This window comes from Mycobacterium sp. (assembly GCF_035623875.1).
GTDB lineage: Bacteria > Actinomycetota > Actinomycetes > Mycobacteriales > Mycobacteriaceae > Mycobacterium.
Window position 1 is genome coordinate 15,390 of sequence record NZ_DASPSP010000069.1, and the last position, 19,350, is coordinate 34,739.

The 19,350-nt window shown below is 63.9% G+C and carries 16 protein-coding genes, 1 tRNA gene, 1 other RNA gene and 1 pseudogene; 9 read left to right on the forward strand and 10 right to left on the reverse strand.

Going from position 1 to position 19,350, the window contains the following annotated elements; all coding sequences use genetic code 11:
- Positions 1–51 precede the first annotated feature (51 nt).
- Together VEI45_RS05925 and VEI45_RS05930 are read left to right on the forward strand one after the other, a co-directional pair.
- Positions 52–1,431 (forward strand): FAD-binding oxidoreductase, encoded by a 1,380-nt coding sequence (locus tag VEI45_RS05925; protein ID WP_324851064.1) that lies wholly within the window; start codon positions 52–54, stop codon positions 1,429–1,431.
- Entirely contained in the window at positions 1,428–2,738 is a 1,311-nt protein-coding gene (locus tag VEI45_RS05930; protein WP_324851066.1) for a class I SAM-dependent methyltransferase, read from the forward strand. Before VEI45_RS05925 ends, VEI45_RS05930 begins: the two co-directional genes overlap by 4 nt.
- A gap of 116 nt (positions 2,739–2,854) precedes the next feature.
- Here VEI45_RS05930 and VEI45_RS05935 read toward each other — a convergent pair whose 3' ends face one another.
- The 3 genes from VEI45_RS05935 to ffs all read right to left on the reverse strand — a co-directional run bounded on the left by VEI45_RS05935 (position 2,855) and on the right by ffs (position 6,208).
- Positions 2,855–4,696: a DNA polymerase III subunits gamma/tau gene (locus tag VEI45_RS05935; RefSeq protein WP_324851068.1), complete on the reverse strand. Its 1,842-nt coding sequence runs from the start codon at positions 4,694–4,696 to the stop codon at positions 2,855–2,857.
- A 95-nt stretch (positions 4,697–4,791) separates the two neighbouring features.
- Positions 4,792–6,081 (reverse strand): aminotransferase class I/II-fold pyridoxal phosphate-dependent enzyme, encoded by a 1,290-nt coding sequence (locus VEI45_RS05940; protein WP_324851070.1) that lies wholly within the window; start codon positions 6,079–6,081, stop codon positions 4,792–4,794.
- Between the two features lie 32 nt (positions 6,082–6,113).
- An RNA gene (gene ffs / locus VEI45_RS05945) (signal recognition particle sRNA small type) lies at positions 6,114–6,208 on the reverse strand.
- A 78-nt stretch (positions 6,209–6,286) separates the two neighbouring features.
- Here ffs and VEI45_RS05950 point away from each other — a divergent pair.
- Positions 6,287–6,372, forward strand: a tRNA-Ser gene (locus VEI45_RS05950).
- A 79-nt stretch (positions 6,373–6,451) separates the two neighbouring features.
- On the forward strand, positions 6,452–7,273 hold the full coding sequence (locus VEI45_RS05955) for a hypothetical protein (protein ID WP_414687406.1): 822 nt from the start codon (positions 6,452–6,454) through the stop codon (positions 7,271–7,273).
- Here the strand turns inward: VEI45_RS05955 and VEI45_RS05960 are convergent.
- The gene (locus tag VEI45_RS05960; RefSeq protein WP_414687407.1) at positions 7,220–8,455 is read right to left on the reverse strand and encodes an alpha/beta fold hydrolase; all 1,236 of its coding nucleotides are present in this window, start codon (positions 8,453–8,455) and stop codon (positions 7,220–7,222) included. The genes VEI45_RS05955 and VEI45_RS05960 overlap by 54 nt on opposite strands.
- Before the next feature lie 85 nt (positions 8,456–8,540).
- On the opposite strand from VEI45_RS05960, the gene VEI45_RS05965 reads away from it, so the two are divergent.
- Positions 8,541–9,125, forward strand: a complete 585-nt coding sequence (locus VEI45_RS05965) for a TetR-like C-terminal domain-containing protein (RefSeq protein ID WP_324851072.1) — start codon at positions 8,541–8,543, stop codon at positions 9,123–9,125.
- A gap of 42 nt (positions 9,126–9,167) precedes the next feature.
- Entirely contained in the window at positions 9,168–10,226 is a 1,059-nt protein-coding gene (locus tag VEI45_RS05970) for a dihydrodipicolinate reductase (protein WP_324851074.1), read from the forward strand.
- Here the strand turns inward: VEI45_RS05970 and VEI45_RS05975 are convergent.
- On the reverse strand, positions 10,223–10,552 hold the full coding sequence (locus VEI45_RS05975; RefSeq protein WP_324851076.1) for a DUF732 domain-containing protein: 330 nt from the start codon (positions 10,550–10,552) through the stop codon (positions 10,223–10,225). The two genes, VEI45_RS05970 and VEI45_RS05975, sit on opposite strands and share 4 nt — an antisense overlap.
- A 245-nt stretch (positions 10,553–10,797) precedes the next feature.
- On the opposite strand from VEI45_RS05975, the gene VEI45_RS05980 reads away from it, so the two are divergent.
- The 3 genes and pseudogenes from VEI45_RS05980 to VEI45_RS05990 all read left to right on the forward strand — a co-directional run.
- Positions 10,798–11,358 (forward strand): MmpS family transport accessory protein, encoded by a 561-nt coding sequence (locus VEI45_RS05980; protein WP_324851077.1) that lies wholly within the window; start codon positions 10,798–10,800, stop codon positions 11,356–11,358.
- Complete coding sequence (locus tag VEI45_RS05985; RefSeq protein WP_324851079.1) at positions 11,355–14,315, forward strand: MMPL family transporter; 2,961 nt, start codon at positions 11,355–11,357, stop codon at positions 14,313–14,315. The genes VEI45_RS05980 and VEI45_RS05985 overlap by 4 nt, the downstream gene beginning before the upstream one ends.
- Positions 14,316–14,319: 4 nt before the next feature.
- Positions 14,320–14,589 (forward strand): annotated as a pseudogene (locus VEI45_RS05990) (TetR/AcrR family transcriptional regulator); the annotation flags it as partial.
- A gap of 23 nt (positions 14,590–14,612) precedes the next feature.
- On the opposite strand, the gene VEI45_RS05995 reads toward VEI45_RS05990, so the two are convergent.
- The 5 genes from VEI45_RS05995 to VEI45_RS06015 form a co-directional block, all read right to left on the reverse strand.
- Positions 14,613–15,104 (reverse strand): DUF5078 domain-containing protein, encoded by a 492-nt coding sequence (locus VEI45_RS05995; RefSeq protein ID WP_324851081.1) that lies wholly within the window; start codon positions 15,102–15,104, stop codon positions 14,613–14,615.
- A 150-nt stretch (positions 15,105–15,254) separates the two neighbouring features.
- The gene (locus VEI45_RS06000) at positions 15,255–16,100 is read right to left on the reverse strand and encodes an ABC transporter permease (protein WP_324851083.1); all 846 of its coding nucleotides are present in this window, start codon (positions 16,098–16,100) and stop codon (positions 15,255–15,257) included.
- Between the two features lie 14 nt (positions 16,101–16,114).
- Complete coding sequence (locus VEI45_RS06005; protein ID WP_324851085.1) at positions 16,115–16,891, reverse strand: ABC transporter permease; 777 nt, start codon at positions 16,889–16,891, stop codon at positions 16,115–16,117.
- Positions 16,892–17,121: 230 nt separating this feature from the next.
- Positions 17,122–18,114: an ATP-binding cassette domain-containing protein gene (locus VEI45_RS06010; protein ID WP_324851087.1), complete on the reverse strand. Its 993-nt coding sequence runs from the start codon at positions 18,112–18,114 to the stop codon at positions 17,122–17,124.
- A gap of 3 nt (positions 18,115–18,117) precedes the next feature.
- Complete coding sequence (locus VEI45_RS06015; RefSeq protein ID WP_324851090.1) at positions 18,118–19,167, reverse strand: ABC transporter permease; 1,050 nt, start codon at positions 19,165–19,167, stop codon at positions 18,118–18,120.
- Positions 19,168–19,350 lie beyond the last annotated feature (183 nt).

Sequence of the window (19,350 nt, forward strand, 5' to 3'; positions counted from 1 at the left end):
CACTCCGGTGCGGTGCACCTGCGCCGGCTGCTATCGGGGACTAGCGTATATGTGGTGCCTGTCCCTGCCTCCGCACCGGCGGCTCATGCGGCGGGCGTCGAGCGGTTGTTGGCGAGCTATCGTTCGATTCCCGCGACGGCGGCCGTCCGACTCGCCAAGCCCACCTCCAATTTGTTTCGCGCCCGAGTGAAACGCGATGCACCCGGACTGGACACATCCGGGCTGACGAATGTCCTATCGGTCGACCCTGACTCTCGCACTGCGGATGTGGCCGGCATGTGCACATACGAGGATCTGGTGGCCGCAACGCTGCCTTATGGCCTATCACCCTTGGTTGTCCCACAGCTGAAGACCATCACATTGGGCGGGGCGATCACCGGGTTGGGCATCGAGTCAGCCTCGTTTCGCAACGGCCTGCCACACGAGTCGGTGTTGGAGATGGACATCCTCACCGGCACAGGCGAATTGCTCACCGTCTCGTCCCAGCAGCACCCCGACCTCTACCGTGCATTCCCGAATTCCTATGGCACCCTGGGCTATTCGACCAGAATTCGCATCGAACTGGAGTCCGTCAAGCCGTTCGTGGCGCTGCGGCATGTGAGGTTCAACTCGCTGACCGAATTGCTCGCAGCGATAGACCGCATCATCGAAACCAGTGGTCTCGACGGTGTGCCGGTCGACTATCTCGACGGAGTGGTGTTCGGCGCCGAGGAGAGCTACCTGTGCGTCGGTGTGCGTACCACCACCCCCGGCCCGGTCAGCGACTACACCGGACAAGACATCTACTACCGGTCCATCCAGCACGACGCCGGCATCAAAGAAGACCGGTTGACGATGCACGACTATTTCTGGCGATGGGATACCGATTGGTTCTGGTGCTCACGCTCTTTCGGTGCACAGAACCCCCGGGTGCGGCGGTGGTGGCCCCGACGCTATCGGCGCAGCGACACGTACTGGAAGTTGGTGGCACTCGATCAGCGTTTCGGTATCGCCGACCTGATCGAGAAACGCAACGGCCGTCCACCGCGCGAACGAGTGGTCCAGGATATCGAGGTGCCCATCGAACGCACGGCTGAATTCCTGGAGTGGTTCCTCGCTCATGTGCCGATCACGCCGGTCTGGTTGTGCCCGTTGCGGCTACGCGACCAGGACGGCTGGCCGCTGTATCCGATCCGGCCCGGATCCACATACATCAATGTCGGGTTCTGGTCATCGGTTCCGGTCGGCGCGACCGAGGCCGCGACGAATCGGTTGATCGAAGCGAAGGTCGGTTCGCTCGATGGCCACAAATCGCTGTATTCCGACTCCTATTACGGCCGCGAGGAGTTCGATGAGCTTTACGGTGGAGAAACCTACAAAACCGTGAAGAAGATCTACGACCCGGATTCGCGTCTCCTCGACCTCTACGCAAAGGCGGTGCAACGACGTTGACGACCATCAAGGAATCCGCGGCCACCACGACCGGCAAGTTGAGCCTCGCCGAGGTCTTGGCGATCGTCTCCGGCGGCGCCAAACGGTCGCTGCGGTTCACGGCGTACGACGGTAGCAGCGCCGGACCGGAAAACGCCGTGCTGGGAATGGATTTGCTGACGCCCCGCGGCACCACCTATCTGGCCACCGCCCCCGGCGAACTCGGGCTGGCCCGTGCCTACGTCTCCGGAGACATCGAGGCACGCGGGGTGCCTCCGGGCGATCCGTACGAGCTGCTCAAGTTGCTGGCTGACAAGGTCGAGTTCAGCAGGCCTCCGGCACGTCTGCTGGCCAGCATCATCCGAGCAGTCGGCATCGAGCATCTGGTGCCCATACCGCCACCGGCGCAGGAGGCACTGCCGCGCTGGCGGCGCATCGCCGAAGGCATGCGGCACAGCAAGACTCGTGACGCCGAGGCGATCCATCACCACTACGACGTCTCCAACGCCTTTTACGAGTGGGTGTTGGGTCCGTCGATGACGTACACCTGCGCGGTCTATCCGCATCCCGAGGCGACGCTGGAAGAGGCGCAGGACAACAAATACCGGCTGATCTTCGAGAAGTTGCGGCTGCAGCGGGGTGATCAACTGCTGGACGTCGGCTGCGGTTGGGGCGGTATGGTTCGCTACGCTGCGCATCGCGGCGTGCGCGCGATCGGCGCGACACTCTCAGCCGAACAAGCCGCCTGGGCGCAGAAGGCGATCGAAGCCGAGGGGCTGACGAAGTTGGCTGAGGTGCGCCACTGCGACTATCGCGACGTCCGCGAGACCGGGTTCGACGCGGTCTCGTCGATCGGATTGACCGAGCACATCGGCGTCAAGAACTATCCGTCGTATTTCGCGTTCCTCAAGTCCAAGGTGCGCACCGACGGCTTGCTGCTCAATCACTGCATCACCCGCAATAACAACAAGTCGAACTTCCGCGCCAGCAGTTTCACCGATCGTTACGTCTTCCCGGACGGGGAGCTGACCGGCTCGGGGCGAATCGTGTCGGCGATCCAAGATGCGGGTTTCGAGGTGCTGCACGAGGAGAACTTCCGGACGCACTACGCGATGACGCTGCGGGACTGGTGCCGCAACCTGGTCGCGCATTGGGACGAGGCGGTCAACGAGGTCGGTCTGGCCAAGGCGAAGGTATGGGGCTTGTACATGGCTGCGTCTCGAGTCGCCTTCGAGCACAATAACATTCAGCTGCACCACGTGTTGGCAACCAAGCTCGACGCGCGCGGCACCGACGGTCTGCCACTGCGTCCGTGGTGGCAGCCCTAAGCGCTGCGGCGGCTCAAATCGGTGTCGGCTGCCAGTGACCGCGAAGACGCCGCTCGTCTGCGCAGCGCGAGCCGAAATCCCCGCTGCAAGACCGCTGACCCGCGGCTTAGCAGCGCTCAGCTGTTATCGATGCGGCGCGCACCCAGTTCGTTCTGCAGCAGCTCCAGGGCCGCCTCTTCGGGGTCGCGGCGTGGTTCCGACACGTCGTCCTGACCCGCCTCGGCCAACATGCTCTCTTCTTCGGCCCGCTGAGCGGAATCGTCATCGGCGGGTGCACCTGCCGACGAGGATGACGGCGAGCCCGCGCTAGCGGGCGGACCCCCGCTGCGTTCGGGGCGGCGCGCCGGCACTGGCGGTTCTTCGGTTGCGGCCAGGTTCGGCGGGCCGGCTTCGCACCGCACCCGCCAGTCCACACCCAGCGCATCTTTGAGCGCCTCGGCGATGACGTCGGCGTTGCGCTGTTCGCACAGCCGCTTAGCCAGCGGCGCCGATTCATGGGTCAACACCAACGTGTTGCCCTCCACGGCGTGCACGGTCGCGCCGGCCAACATCACCTCGGTCGTTCGGCTGCGTTGACGTACCTTGTCACGCACCATCGGCCACAGGGTGCGGACCGCAGCCGCGCCCGGTTCACCCGGGCCCGCAGCAGGTGGGCTCTGCCCGGGCGCGGGCTGCTTTGGGGCTGGTACGTGCTCCGGCTCGGCTGCGGAAGCAGGCGGCGTCGATGGCGTCGGGGCATCAGACACTTCGGGAGGCGCGGCCTGCGGGCGTTGATCACCGAGCGGAATGGACATGTCCAGCCTGGTCTCGATCCGCTCGACTCGTTGCAGCAGCGCCGATTCGGTGTCACTGGCCGAAGGCAACAACAGCCGCGCGCAGATCACTTCGAGGAGCAGCCGGGGTGCCGTCGCGCCACGCATCTCAGTCAGGCCGGCGTGCACGACTTCGGCATAGCGGGTGAGCGTCGCCGGACCGATCCGGGCCGCTTGATCGCGCATCCGGTCCAGCACGTCCTCCGGCGCGTCGACCACGCCACGAGCGGCGGCGTCGGGAACAGCTTGCAGCACAAGCAAATCGCGGAACCGCTCCAGCAAGTCCGTGGCGAACCGCCGGGGGTCGTGACCAGCGTCAATCACCGATTCGACCGCCCCGAACAACGCCGCGGCATCGCCGGCGGCAAGCGCGTCGACAGCCTCGTCGATCAGCGCGACATCGGTGGCACCCAGTAGACCGAGTGCCCGCTGGTAACTGATCCGGTCGCCGTCCGGTCCGACTTCCGAACCGGCCAGCAACTGATCGAGAACCGAAAGGGTGTCGCGCGGAGAACCACCGCCGGCGCGGATCACCAGCGGATAGACGGCCTCGTCGGCGACGACACCCTCCTGCGCACAGATCCCTTCGATCAGCGCCCGCATGGTGCGCGGCGGCAGCAGCCGGAACGGATAGTGATGGGTGCGTGACCGGATTGTCGGCAATACCTTCTCCGGCTCGGTGGTGGCGAACACGAAGATCAGATGCTCAGGCGGCTCCTCAACGATTTTGAGCAGCGCGTTGAAACCTGCGGTGGTCACCATGTGCGCTTCGTCGACGATGAAGACCCGGTAGCGCGACTGGGCCGGCGTGTAAAACGCGCGGTCGCGCAGCTCACGGGTATCGTCCACACCGCCGTGGCTGGCCGCGTCGAGTTCGACGACGTCGATGCTGCCGGGTCCGTTGGGCGCCAGCGCGACGCAGGACTCGCAGACACCGCAGGGCGTAGCCGTCGGCCCCTGCACACAGTTCAACGACCGGGCCAGGATGCGCGCCGACGACGTCTTGCCACAGCCGCGCGGGCCGGAGAACAGATAGGCGTGGTTGATTCGGCCCGCCGTCAACGCGGTGCACAGCGGTTCGGTGACGTGTTCCTGCCCCACCACTTCCGCGAAAGTCGCCGGTCGGTACTTGCGGTAGAGAGCCACGGTCAGCAAGGCTACCCAGGCCCGCCGACGATGCGAACCCGGAAGGGTTCGTTGAGGAGACGGGCGATCAAATCCAGCCCGCCGACGATGCGACCCTATGCCTGGTTCAGCAGTGATTCGGTGGCGGCCAGCAATGCACAGGTGGCCAGGCCGTCGATCGCAGTGCGCAGGTCGGATACCGGCGGGAACGTCGGCGCGATCCGGATGTTCTTGTCGTCTGGGTCTTTCCGGTACGGGAACGCCGCGCCCGCCTCGGTGACGGCGATACCGGCCTCTTTGGCCAACGCGACGGTGCGTCGCGCCGTGCCCGGCAACACGTCGAGGCTGATGAAGTAGCCGCCTTGCGGCTCGTTCCAGGAGGCGATCTTCGACTCGCTGAGGCGCTTGTCCAGGATCTCCAGCGCCAGCGCGAATTTGGGCGCCAGCAGCTGCTGGTGGCGCAGCATCTGCAGGCGAACGCCGTCGGCGTCGCCGAAGAAGCGCAGGTGCCGCAGCTGATTGACCTTGTCCGGCCCGATCGACTTCTTGCCGGCGTACTGCAAATACCAGGCGATATTGCCCAGTGATCCGCCGAAGAAGCTGACGCCGGCGCCGGCGAAGGTGATCTTGGACGTCGAGGCGAAGACGTACGGCCGGTTCGGGTTGCCCGCGGCGGCGGCCAGGCCCAGCACGTCGACCTGCCGGACGAAGTCCAGCGTCAAGGTGTGCACAGCGTAGGCGTTGTCCCAGAACAGCCGGAAGTCCTCTGCCGCCGTACGCATCTGGACGAGCCGCCGAACCGTCTCCCACGAGTAGGTGATACCGGTGGGGTTGGCGAACACCGGAACCGCCCACATGCCCTTGATGGCCGGGTCGACGGCGACGAGTTCTTCGATCAGGTCGACGTCCGGGCCGTCCTCGCGCATCGGGATCGGGACCATTTCGATGCCCATGGTTTCGGTCATGAAGAAGTGCCGGTCATAGCCGGGCACCGGACACAAAAACTTGACCTGCGGCTCGTCCTTCCAGGGCCGCGGCGAGTCCACACCGCCGTGCAAGATCGAGAAGACGACGACGTCGTGCATCAGTTCCAGGCTGGCGTTGTTGCCCGCGATCAGGTTGGGCACCGGGATGCCGAGCAGTTCGCCGAAGATGGCCCGCAGCTCGGGTAGGCCGTGCTGCCCCCCGTAGTTGCGGGTGTCGGTGCCCTCGCCATCGCGGTAGTCGTCACCCGGCAGACTCAGCAAGGCGTTCGACAGGTCGAGTTGCTCGCTACATGGTTTGCCGCGGGTGAGGTCCAGGGCCAGCTTCATCACCTGTAGTTCGGCGTACTGCTGCTGGTGGCGGGCATGTATTGCCTCGAGGTCGGTACGGCCTAGGGAACTGAACGAGCCGTACGACACCATCCGCCTTTCACCGCTTACATCATGGGTAGCCCCACAGGGGACCCCGCGCACCCGCCAGAGCCCATTGACCCTTGCTGCCTTCCGGCCCTGGGGGAGTTCACAGGATAGACGCCGCGCGGGGTCCACCGAGAGTCTAGTACTCGGGCCCAGATCAATCGGCGACAGCCAGCGAGACGCTCAGCTGCACTCGGCTACCATTGCCGACGGAGGATTCGCCTAGTGGCCTATGGCGCTCGCCTGGAACGCGGGTTGGGTTAACAGCCCTCGCGGGTTCAAATCCCGCATCCTCCGCTCCGCCCGGGGTGCGGCCAGGCTTGAATTGGCATCGGCTAAGGTCTGGTCGCGACCGGGTACCGGCTCAAGGAGGCGCATGGGACGCAAGGCTGCCGTGTTTTGGCACGCGGCGCTGTCGATTGTCGCCGGTTTCCTCTATTTCGGCTTTGTGCTGCCGCGCTGGTGGGAGCTGATGGGCGACACCTCGCACACCCTGGGCACGGCTCTGCGGATTGTCGCCGGGGTGCTGATCGCCCTGGCCGCGTTGCCGGTGGTGTTCACCCTGCTGCGGGCTCGCAAGCCGGAGTACGGCACGCCGCAGCTCGCGCTGACCCTGCAGACCTCGTCGATCGTGGCCCATGTGCTGGCCGGCGTGCTGATTGTCGGCACGGCAATCAGCGAGATCTGGCTGAACGTGGACGCCTCGGGACAGTGGCTGTTCGGCGTTTATGGCGCAGCAGCCGCAATCGCGCTACTCGGTATTTTCGGGTTCTACCTGTCGTTCATCGCCGAGCTTCCGCCGCCACCGCCGAAACCGCTGAAGCCCAAAAAAGAGAAGCAACGGCGTCGCGGTCGCAAGAAGGCTGATGAGGCCGAAGAGGCCGTCGGGGACGACGCTGAGGACAGCGAGGCAGAGGCCGACCAGGACACCGATGCCGACGGCGATGAAGCCGAGACGGCAGAAACGCCAGATGAGGAAGAGCAGCCCGGTGAGGTCACCGCGGAAGCCGACGTCGAGTCGACGGCGGTGGAACCCGAGTCGACAGCTGACGAGCCGCCGGCCGTGGAAGACGCTGACGCGGAAGACGCCCTGGAAGACACCGCCGGGCGCGGATTGCGCAACCGGCGCCCGACCGGCAAACCATCAGGAACGCAACGGCGCAGACGTACGCGCCGCGGTGTCGCCGTCGACGACTGAACCGGCTAGCCGCGCCGGTGATGCCGTCACGTCCAGCCACGCTGTCATGAGGCGAGCTGCGGCGCCGATATTGCCCAGCTGACAGTGGTTGCTGGCTTGCTCGGCGGCGGTGAAGATCCGGGTGGTCACCGATCGCGCGCTGGACAGCGTGCCCGCCTGACGCCACAACTGCTTCAGCGGCACATAGTGGTCATCGGCACCTGCGAGAAGCAGCACGTCGGCGCGAACCCGGTGCGAGATCTTGCGGGTGTTCACCGCGGTTGCCGAATGAAAGAAGTCGTAGGGTGTGGCCGCGCCGGTAATGTGCATTCCCTGCTGCAGTGCCCACTGCGTGACCGGCTTGAGCGAAGCAACCTGGTATGCAACGGAATTGACCAGCCAGCGGGCATGCGCAGCCACCAGCGCGCGCAGAACCACTCCTGCGCCGCGCGGGATTTGACGGGTCACGACCTCGAATTCGTCGTCGAGGATGTCGAAAGCCACCGCATGGCTGATCCGCGGCTCGAATGCGGCCGCGCGGATCACCAGACCGCCACCCAGCGAGATTCCCACGGCGGCAACATCATCGAGGCCGTAGTGGTCCAGGACGGCGCCCACCGGCTGCTCCCACTCGGGGATCATCGTGAGGCCGAAGTCCTCGAGTGCGCTGCCCTGACCCGGGCCCTCGAACACGACGATGCGGCGACCCGCGTCGACCATGCTGGCGATCATCGGCAGGAACTCTTCGATGTAACTGTCGAATCCGCCAAACATGACGATCGGCGCGCCGATCTGGCGGTCAGGTTGCAGGTCGTAGGCGGGCATGGAGCCGGAGCCGAACGGGACAAACTCGGGCGCAACGTCGTAGATGGTGCGCATCGTCTGCAGGAACCTGGCGCGCGCGGCCGGACGGCGCGGATCGGTCGCCGTCATGAAGAACTCGGCTGCCCGGTCGTAGTACGCGCCGGCGAGCGTGCGATCGGCCGCGCGGACCTGCTCGGCCAGGGCGAGGAAGGCGTCGATGAATTCCGGGTAGGTGTTGGCCCGCGATGCCAGTTCGGTCACCTCGTCGATGGCCGACGGGCCGATCCACTGCACCCAGCGGTTGCACTGGAAGTTGATGCTGACGTCGGAGTGGAAGTGGTGATAGCCGATCGGCGGGGTGGCGCCGGTGCAGTCGATCCGAGGTGCTGACGTGTCCATTGCGGCCTCCTATTGCAAGTTATCTTGCAATAGGATGCGCTTCAATGGCCCGTAATGCAAGTAGAGTTGCGATAAGATTCAAGCCATGACTGCAGGCGTATCGCATCGCCGCGGCGAGCATGTCCGTCGGACGGTCTTAGCCGCAGCATTCGAGGAGCTCGCCGCCAACGGGTTCGAGGGGGCCACCGTCGCCGGGGTCGCCCAGCGCTCGGGGGTCCACGAGACCACCGTCTACCGCCGCTGGGTGACCCGGGAGAATCTGTTCGTGGCGGCGCTGCTCGACCACAGCGCCTTCGTCATCCCCACCCCCGACACGGGTTCGACCCGAGGCGATCTGCTCGCGATTGTTCGGGGGGTGCTCGCCTACGTGCGCTCGCCCGTCGGACAGGCCGTGCTGCGCGCGGCGACGTTACCGGTCGACGACGCCTACGCCGATGCGCGCCAAGCCTTCTGGGCGGGTCGGCTGGACGCGTTGTCTCCCGTGGTAACGCGCGGTATCGAGCGTGGCGATCTGCGCGCCGGCACCGACGCCCGGCTGCTGCTGGAGGTGTTGATCGCGCCAATTCACGGCCGGCTGCTGTTCACTGGTGGACCAATCAATGACGACCTCGCCGAGCGGCTGGTCGAGGTGGCGCTCAACGGCGCTGCGGCAGCACCTCGCGAACTATGAGATGCCGTTCCCGGCCCGGCCGCTCTTCCCTATGCTGGGCGAGTGCCAAACACCTATCGAGTCGTTCAGTGGAACACCGGAAATGTCGGCAAGAGCTCGCTGAAATCGATCGCCAACAACCCGCTGCTGGAGCTGGTGGGGTGCTACGCCTGGTCCCCGGAGAAAGTAGGCCGTGACGCCGGCGAGCTGGTCGGCATCGCGCCGCTAGGGGTGGCCGCCACCAACGACGTCGACGCGCTCCTCGCCCTGAAACCAGACTGCGTGGTCTACAACCCGATGTGGATCGACGTCGACGAGCTGGTCCGCATCCTGTCGGCAGGCGTCAACGTGGTCACCACGGCTTCCTTCATCACCGGGCACAACCTGGGCGAGGGCCGCGACCGGATCGTCGAGGCCTGCGAGAAGGGCGGCTCCACGATCTTCGGCTCCGGCGTGAGCCCAGGCTTCGCCGAGCTGTTGGCCATCGTCTCGGCGATGGTGTGCAACCGCGTCGACAAGATCACCGTCAACGAAGCCGCCGACACCACGTTCTACGACTCGCCGGAAACCGAGAAGCCGGTGGGCTTCGGCCAGCCGATCGACCACCCGGACCTGCAGGCGATGGCCGCGAAGGGCACCGCCATCTTCGGTGAGGCCGTCCGGCTGGTGGGCGACGCGCTGGGCGTCGAACTCGACGACGTGCGGTGCGAGGCCGAATTCGCGCAAACCACAGCGGATCTCGAGATGGCGTCGTGGACCATCCCGGCGGGATATGTGGCGGGCGTCTACATCAGCTGGCAGGGAATCGTCGCCGGAAAGACCGTTATCGACCTCAATGTTCGGTGGCGCAAAGGACAGACGCTCGAACCGGACTGGAAGATCGACCAGGACGGCTGGGTCATCCAGGTCGACGGGCAGCCCACGGTGACCACCAAGGTCGGCTTCCTGCCGCCGCCGTATTTCGAGGCCACGACGATCGAAGAGTTCATGGACCTCGGACACATCATGACGGCGATGCCCCCCATCAACGCGATCCCGGCTGTCGTCGCCGCGGCGCCGGGCATCGCCACCTACAACGATCTGCCGCTGACGCTGCCACGCGGCGTCGTCCCGACGACCTAGTGTGCGGGAATGTTTTGCAGCTTGGGCGCCTGGTCAGGGCAGTAGATGCTGATGGCGCTGCCGAGGAACTGATACGCCTGCACCTGCGTGGTGCCTCTGGGGAGATTATTGGTGAGGAAATGAGCGGATGCCGCAGCGTCGGGATCGACGCCCTGACTCAGCCGTCGGCAGACGATCTTGGCCAGATACGGGTTGTAGTCGTGCGGCCCGTAGATGCCGTACCCCGCGATCTGGTTGTCGAAGTCGGTGTCGGGGTCGGCGTATGCCGGCGCGGACAGGCCGATCGCCGCGGCGATGGCGACCACCGCGAATCCCGTTACCTTCATAGGCTGGATCGTACCGTTCGCCACTCTCCGTGCAGATCGCACTGGTGCCTTCGCGCCCATCGTCACGGATCCTCTCGTCGCGTTCGAAGCCCGTCCGAGCCCACCGGTCGGGAAGCGGGATTCGGTCATCCAAACCCTCCCTGTCCGGTTTCTATTCTGTCGCCTATTCCGATTAGAGTAGCTAAGGTTACACACAGGCTAATTAGTTGAGCGCCCTTCGCCCCTGGTTAAGGATGAAAGAACCCATGACGACCACCGAGCCGAGGACCGAGCCGTTGCCCACCCCGGTCGAAGGCAGCGGCGACGGCAAGGTCGCCAAACCGCGGCGGGACAAACAGACCTCAATCTTGTCTCGCCTGCTTACCCGTTTCTGGCTGGTACTGGTGATCGCGGGCGTCGTGGCGGTTTCGGGATTCTGCGTGTACCGGCTGCACGGCATCTTCGGTGTTCACGGCAACGCCTTCGGCGGCGGTGCGGTCGCCGAAGAGATAAAGCCGTTCAATCCCAAGAAGTTATTACTTGAGGTCTGGGGCCCACCGGGCAGCGTGGCGACCATCAACTATCTGGATAAAGATTCCAAGCCGCAGCAGGCCCTCAACGTACCCCTGCCCTGGTCGATAGAGCTGACAACAACGCAGCCTTCCCTCCCCGCCAACCTCGTGGCGCAGGGAAGCGGCGATTGGATCGCCTGCAAGATCACCCTGGACGATAACGACGGGCGCGGGCCGATCCTCAAGGCCACAAATCGATCCCCCGCCAACGAGACAGTGCAGGCCTTCACCTTCTGCCTGAACAAGTCCGCATGAGTGAGACCACCGAGGTTGCACAGCCTGTCTCGCAGCCGTTGATCCCGCCCTTCCTGCCGCGGATGATCCATCGGCTTGCGCTGCCGATCGTGTTGTTGTGGCTGGGCCTCGCCGTGTTCGTCAACGTCACGGTGCCGCAGTTGGAGGTCGTCACCAAAAATCACGCGGTGTCACAGAGCCCGAAAGACGCGCCGGGGATGATCGCGATGAAGAAGGTCGGATCGACCTTCGGCGAAATCGATAAGGACGGGAAGTTTCACCCCGAATTCAACTCCGACACCTCGGCGATGATCGTCCTAGAGGGCCAGCAGAAGCTCGAGACTGCCGCACACGAGTATTACGGCGAGATCGTCAAGCGACTCGAGCAGGACACCAAGCACGTTCAGCACATCCAGGATTTCTGGAATGACCCGCTGACTGCTGCGGGCTCGCAAAGCCCGGATGGAAAAGCGGCCTATGTCCAGGCCTACCTCGCCGGCAACATGGGTGAGAGCTTGTCCACCGAGTCCGTCGAAGCGGTCCGCAAGATCGTCAACTCAGTGCCCGCGCCGCCGGGGGTCAAGGCCTATGTCACCGGCGCCGGCCCGCTGATCGCCGATCAATCCCATGCGGGCGAGAAAGGCGTCAAGACGGTCACAATGATCACCTTTCTGGTGATCATTGTGATGCTGCTTTTCGTCTACCGCTCGGTGAGCACCGTTTTCATCGTGCTGTTCATCGTGATGGTCGAAGTGGCCGCGGCCCGGGGTGTCGTCGCGTTCCTCGGGAATTACGGGATCATCGGGCTGTCCACCTTCGCCAACAACTTGCTGGTGTTATTGGCGATCGCCGCCGGAACGGACTACGCGATATTCGTGATGGGCCGCTATCACGAGGCCCGTGGCCTCGGCGAGGACCGAGAACAGGCCTTCTACACCATGTTTCACGGCACCGCGCATGTCGTGCTGGGCTCGGGGCTGACCGTCGCCGGTGCGATGTACTGCCTCAGCTTCACCCGGTTGCCGTGGTTCCAGACTATGGGTGTGCCTTGCGCAGTCGGCCTGCTGGTCGCGGTCTTTGCAGCGTTGACCCTGGGCCCGGCGGTGCTGGTGGTGGCCAGCTTCTTCAAGCTCCTCGATCCGAAGCGGATATTGCAAACGCGGAATTGGCGACGCATCGGGACCGCGATCGTCCGTTGGCCCGTACCGATTCTCGCGGTGACCATCGCGATCGCCCTCATCGGTCTGCTCGCCCTGCCCGGATACACAACCGACTACGACAATCGCCACTACCTGCCGACCACCACCCCGGCCAACGTCGGATATGCCGCGGCCGAACGACACTTCAACCAAGCCCGGCTGAATCCCGAGCTGTTGATGATCGAAACGGATCACGACCTGCGCAATCCGGCCGACTTCCTAGTGTTGGACAAGGTGGCTAAAGCCATCTTCCACATACCCGGTATCGGCCGTGTGCAGACCATCACGAGGCCCCTGGGGACCCCGCTTGACCACGCCACACTGGCTTTTCTGCTGAGCGCGCAAAGCGCCGGCCGGATCCAGACCCAGCATTACCAGGAAGAGCAGGCGAAGAACCTGTTGAAGCAAGCGGACGAGCTCCGGAAAACGATGGCAACTCTGCACCAGCAGATGCAAGTCACCCAGGATCTCGTCAATACGACGCATCAAACCACGTTGCTCACAAGAGAAACCGTGAAAATCACCGAGGCGTTGCGAGACGACATCGCCAACTTCGATGATTTCTTCAGGCCGATTCGTAGCTACTTCTACTGGGAGAAGCACTGTTTCGACATCCCGGCCTGCTGGACGCTGCGGTCCATCTTCAACGCGCTCGACGGCATCGACCAAGTGAGTGAGAACATCGAGGCACTCAGCGCGAACCTCGACAAGTTGGACCAGATTCAGCCGCAGCTGGTGGCGCTGATACCGCCGCAGATTGCCAGCCAGGAGCGAAATCTCGAGACGATCATGTCGAATTACGCGACGACGAAAGGTCTCAACGACCAACAGGAAGCGTTGTCCGACAACGCCACGGCCATGGGAGAGGCCTTCGATAAAGCGAAGAACGACGACACGTTCTATCTGCCGCCAGAGGCTTTCCAAAGCCCGGATTTCAAGCGCGGCCTAAAACAGTTCATGTCACCCGACGGCCACGCTGTTCGTTTGATCATCTCGCACGAAGGCGATCCGGCGAGCCCTCAAGGCATAGCTCACATCGACCCGATCAAGCAGGCGGTGCACGAGGCCATCAAAGGCACGCCCTGGGAGGGCGCCAAGGTCTACCTCGGTGGCACCGCGGCGCTGTACAAGGACATGCGCGACGCCTCCAACATCGACCTGATGATCGCCGGAATAGCCGCGGCCACTTTGATTTTCACCATCATGTTGATCATCACCCGCAGCGTGGTCGCGGCCCTGGTCATCGTCGGAACCGTGCTGCTTTCGCTGGGCGCCTCCTTCGGCCTTTCCGTGCTCGTGTGGCAGTACCTTCTCGGCATCAGACTGCACTGGATGGTGCTGGCGATGGCGATCATCCTGCTGTTGGCGGTCGGGTCGGACTACAACTTGTTGCTGATATCCCGGTTTAAGGAAGAGATTCACGCCGGGCTCAAGACGGGCACCATCCGCGCCATGGCCGGCTCTGGTTCGGTGGTGACCGCTGCGGGTCTGGTGTTCGCCGCCACCATGGCCTCGTTCGTGTTCGGCCCGTTGCGGGTTATGGCCCAGGTGGGCACCACGATCGCCCTGGGTCTGTTGTTCGACACCCTGATCGTGCGGTCGTTCATGACGCCCTCGGTGGCCACCCTGCTCGGGCGTTGGTTCTGGTGGCCACAGCACGTGCGTCCGCGGCCGGCCAGCACGATGCTTCAGCCATACGGAACCCGCCCGGCGGTTCGTGAGCTGATACACACGGATGCCGACGAAAGCCCGCCGAGCGGGCTGGTCCAACAGCGGTAATTGGGTCCTCGAGGTCAGGCAGATCAGCACTGCGGCGGTGATGTCGCTCGCCGATGCGATCGAGGATGCGTTGCCGGGGCTCGGGCGCGCGGGCCCATACGACGTCATTCTTGCCGCTTACTCGCTGGCGGCGCCATTGTGGCAGGTCGCTAACCCGCCGAAAAAGGCCACCGACTTGCCGCCGGATTGGAACATCGACTTCACCGCCGCGCTGACGCGGCTGATCAGAGCCACCTGCGCTGGCCTGCTCGCCGAGCCGCAGAAGTTAGAGTAGGGCTAATCGCCGGGGGTTGCGACCTACCAGTTCCACACCGACATGTCGTTGGCTGGGTAGTTCTGGCAGTTCTCGGTTTCCTTGGCAACGACGCCCTTGTTGTTCCAGAAGATCTTCATGTGGTTGGGCCAAGCCAGCCACAGCCCATCGGCTTGGGGTGCATAAAAGTTGGCGGAATAAGCCCTGCGATCCGCCGGCGACAACGAGTAGAACCAGTGCGCCTTGTCTTGGGTGGCCTGCTGAACGTTCTTGTGATTGTCGTAATCAGTCATGTACCGCTGGTAATACACCGGCTCGAAATCCCTTGCAGCCGCCAATAACTGCTCGGCGGTGCAGGTTGTCGCGATCATCCTCCGAGGTATCGGGAAGTCCTCGGTGGAATCGTTGGATGAGCAGCCAGCGCACGGCCCCAACGGATCGGCCGCAGCGACCCGCGGGAAGGCAGTGACGGCGGCACCGAGGGCGAGCACTGCGACGCCGACGCGGACGACAGTGCTCAGACGAGAAAGACGCATGCGGCTACTATAACGCTTTGGTAAAAGACGATGCGGATCGGCCTTGGACGCCTGGATCCACCCCCTAAGCGGCGGGTTTGACCTTGATCCCGACGTGAACCTGCGGCCGACCCTCAGTTGCAGCGTGACGTCGTCGTCGTGGCTCCCCACTTACCCCGACAGGTGGAAGTTGCCGCTGGAGCCGTAGATGGCCAGCGAGATCAACAGTGTCACCGATACGACCACTACGAGCGAAGTTCGCACCGCGCTGCCGGTCGCGACACCGACACCAGCCGGTCCCCCAGAGGCGTAAAAGCCATAGAACGTATGAACCAGCAGTATCGCGAGAGCCATGAAGATGGCTTGGACAAAGGACCACAACAAGTCGACTGGGTTCAAGAATGTCGAAAAGTAGTGGTCGTATAGCCCTGCTGATTGCCCTAAAAGGAAGACCGTTGTGAAGCGGCTCGCGCTGAACGAAAGGATGACGGCGATGGCATACAGCGGCGTGATCGCGATCATTCCGGCGACGATCCTGGTGCTGACCAGGAAGGAGATCGGGCGGATAGCCATGGCTTCCAGGGCATCGATTTCTTGGTTGATTCGCATTGCGCCCAACTGCGCGGTCACACCCGCACCAAATGTTGCCGCTAGGCCAATCCCGGCGACCACCGGAGCAGAGATACGAACGTTGATGAAAGCCGACAAGAACCCGGTCAACGCCTCGATCCCGATATTGCCTAACGAGTTGTAACCTTGCACTGCCAGCGTGCCGCCGGTAGCTAAAGTCAAGAACCCGACGATTACCACAGTCCCACCGATCATCGCCAAAGTGCCTGCGCCCATACTGATCTCGGCAATGAGGCGGACGATATCGCGTCTGTAATAGCGCACCGCGTAGGGGGCGCCCGCGAATGCTTCACCGAAAAACCTTGTCTGGTCACCGATTCGAGCGAAAGAGCTGATCGGCCTTTCAAGCTCGCGCTTTACCCGCGGATTGATGGCTCGCACCGTCATGACAGTCCCACCCGTCACTTGGCCGTCATGTGGATGCCGATTGCGGTCACGACTACGTTGATGACAAACAGTGACATGAAGGCGAAGACGACGGTCTCATTGACGGCGTTGCCCACCGCCTGCGCGCCGCGTCCGGCGATCGTCAGGCCCCGATAACACGCAACCAGGCCAGCGACCAGTCCGAACAGGGCTGCCTTGACTCCCGAAATGATGAGCTCGGGGATTCCGGTCAGCACCGTGACACCAGCGGCGAACGCCCCGGGATTGACATCCTGGACGAACACCGAAAAGACGTAGCCTCCCAGGATGCCGATGGTGCAAACCAGGCTGTTCAATAGCAGCGCGACCAACCCTGATGCGAGCATGCGTGGCGTAACCAACCGCTGAATTGGGTTGACCCCCATCACCTCCAAGGCATCGATCTCGTCGCGGATCGTGCGCGAACCCAGATCCGCACACATCGCCGTGGCGCCGGCCCCGGCCACGATCAACACCGTGACCAACGGACCGACCTGCGTCACCGCGCCGAATGCCGCACCGGCACCGCTCAAGTCGGCTGCACCTAGTTCGCGTAGCAGGATGTTGAGTGTGAAGCTGACCAGGACCGTGAACGGGATCGCTACCAACAGCGTCGGTATGACCGCGACGCGCGCCACAAACCACGACTGCTCGACGAATTCTCTTGTCTGAAAAGGCCGGCGAAAGAGAAATCGCACTGCATCGGCCGACATCATGAACAGGCCCCCGACCCCCTCCAGCGGCCTGGGCACGATCGGACCGACAACCGGCATTCGCGTAGACCAGTGCGGCTTGCGACTTTTCATCGTTGGTCCGAAGTCCTTCCGGAATATTGGCTGACCAACACCCGTCCTCAGGTTCCGCCCGCGTCACACCCCCCAATAGAGTCGTTCGACCCAGGTGCCCGCGCTTTAGTGCCCTATTCGCGACAACAGAATTCGGCGTAATGCTCCTGCCGGTTTAGCTGCAGACGACCCGGTACGCCTACCGCTACGCAGCGCGGTCAGTCGTTGGCAAGCTCACGCCGCTCGATTAGGTCGCCCAGACCCTTCACACCGAGCCGCTCACGGAACGCCTGCGCCGTGTAGCCGACCGCGGTCGCGTCGGTGCGGGCCCGCACTGTCGCCGAGCGCGGCATGTGAAAAAGCACACCCATTTCGCCGAAGTAGTCGCCGGGTCCAGCGACCTTGACCAATTCCTCACCGCCGTCGGCCAATTCGCGCACAATGTCGAACTCACCTTCGGACACAATGTAGATCAGATCGCCCATCGTGCACTGCTCGAACAGCATCTCGCCGGCTTTCAGTCGCACAGTTTCGGGGGGCCGATTGCTGGTTGCGACCTCGGGTGTCAGCTCGACGACGCGATCGGCCAGCGGCAGTATCCGGCTGTCGTGGGTGGCGACCACCACCACACGTTCGCCCTCCGCGAGCGAGCGGATCAGCCGCAGCACCTCCTCCACCTGGATGAAGTCGAGGTGCGCGGTCGGTTCGTCGGCCAGGATCAATGGCGGATCCAGCGCGATCGCGCGGGCGACCGCGACGCGCTGCTGCTGCCCGCCGCTCAGGTCACCCGGGCGGTGTTTCAAACGGTCTGCGAGATTGACCCGCGTCAGCAGTTCCTCGGCACGCTCACGCGCGGACGCCCGTGACATCCCTGCCGCGCGCAGCGGAACCATCACGTTCTCAAATGCGGTGAGGCTCGACACAAGGTTGAACGCCTGGAAAACGATGCCCACCCTGTCGCGCCGGTATTTCGCCAGCGCGGCACCATCGAGTGCGGTGATCTCGACATCATCGAATGTGATTGCCCCAGACTTCGGGCGCAGAATGCCGCCCAGGCACGACAACAACGTTGTCTTCCCGCAGCCGCTTGGCCCGAGCAGGATCACCAGCGACCCGGCTGCCACATCGAGGCTCAAGCCATTGATCGGCCGCACGGCGTACCCACCGCTGGAGTACTCGACGACGAGGTCCTGAATGCTCAGATTGCCCATGGCTCAAGGACCTCCGAACGCAAGCGCGGGATCGACCGCCACCGCGCGCCTCAGTCCAGCGATGCTGGCCAGCAGACCGATCGCAATCGCGATCACCGGTAGCGCCAGGTAGGCGCCCATCGGCACCACGACAGTCATCGGGAACAACGGTGCCAGCAGCTGTGCGAGGATGACGCCGAGCACCGCCGCCAGCAGCGCGACGACGACCGCCTGTAGCGCCAGCCCCGCCAAAATCGACCGCGCGGGCACGCCAATCGCCTTGAACACCGCAAAGTCGCGCAGGCGCTCGAGCGCGGAGAGGTACACCACCGATCCGACGATCAGCACCGCCACAATCCACAGCAGAACAGCCACGATCGTGATGGAACTCACTGCGACCTTCACTGGGCGCAGCAGGTCGTTGACACCGGCCGTTTTATCGACGATCTGGTAGTCGTCCGGGAGCTGTTTGGGTGTGCCGACGATCCCAATCGACGTGATAATCGGTTGCCCGTTGTAGGCCAGTTGCCGCAGACCCTCGGTCGTCAGGAAGATATTCGGCATTTTTGCCAGTGCGGTGGAGTTGGGCACGATGCCGACGACCCGCAATGTGCGCGCACCGATCTGCACATTGTCACCTACGTGCCGGCCCAGCGTGCTCGACACCGCGACCTCGTCGGGCATCGATGGTGCCCGACCCTCGGAGGCGCGCGGCATGCCGGGTCCGTGCGCCGGCGCCCCGAACGCGGTGGCGTTTCGCCTTGACACGCCGTCCCTGATCGTCGTCGCCGCTGTGGCCAGTGGGGCCGCCGCCACGACGCCAGGCGCGCTGGCCACCAGGGGCAGGTCAACTGGGGCGAATGGTGTGGAACCCAGAAATGGTCCGGCCGCGCCGGCCTTGACGACGAATGCGTCGACACCCATGGAATCGACGGTTCGCTGGGCCTCGACCCGAAAGCCATTCGCAAGTCCGGTCAGCACGAGCGTCATGGCGAAGATGATTCCGGTGCTGACGACCGCGATGACGAGGCGCCGGCTTCGCCATTGCATGTCGCGCAAAGCCGCGAACAGCATGCCGGTGACGTTACCGCTCGGGCCGGGTTGGGTCATGTTTGCACTCTCGCCCGGTGTCATGGCATTGCTTCGGCCCAGGCGATGTGCCCCTCGAAGCCAAGCGATGTCGCGAGGTCGCGATAGCGATTCACAAACTCCAGATAGTTCACACCTTCACCGCGTGCCCGTGCCAGCAGGGCGCGT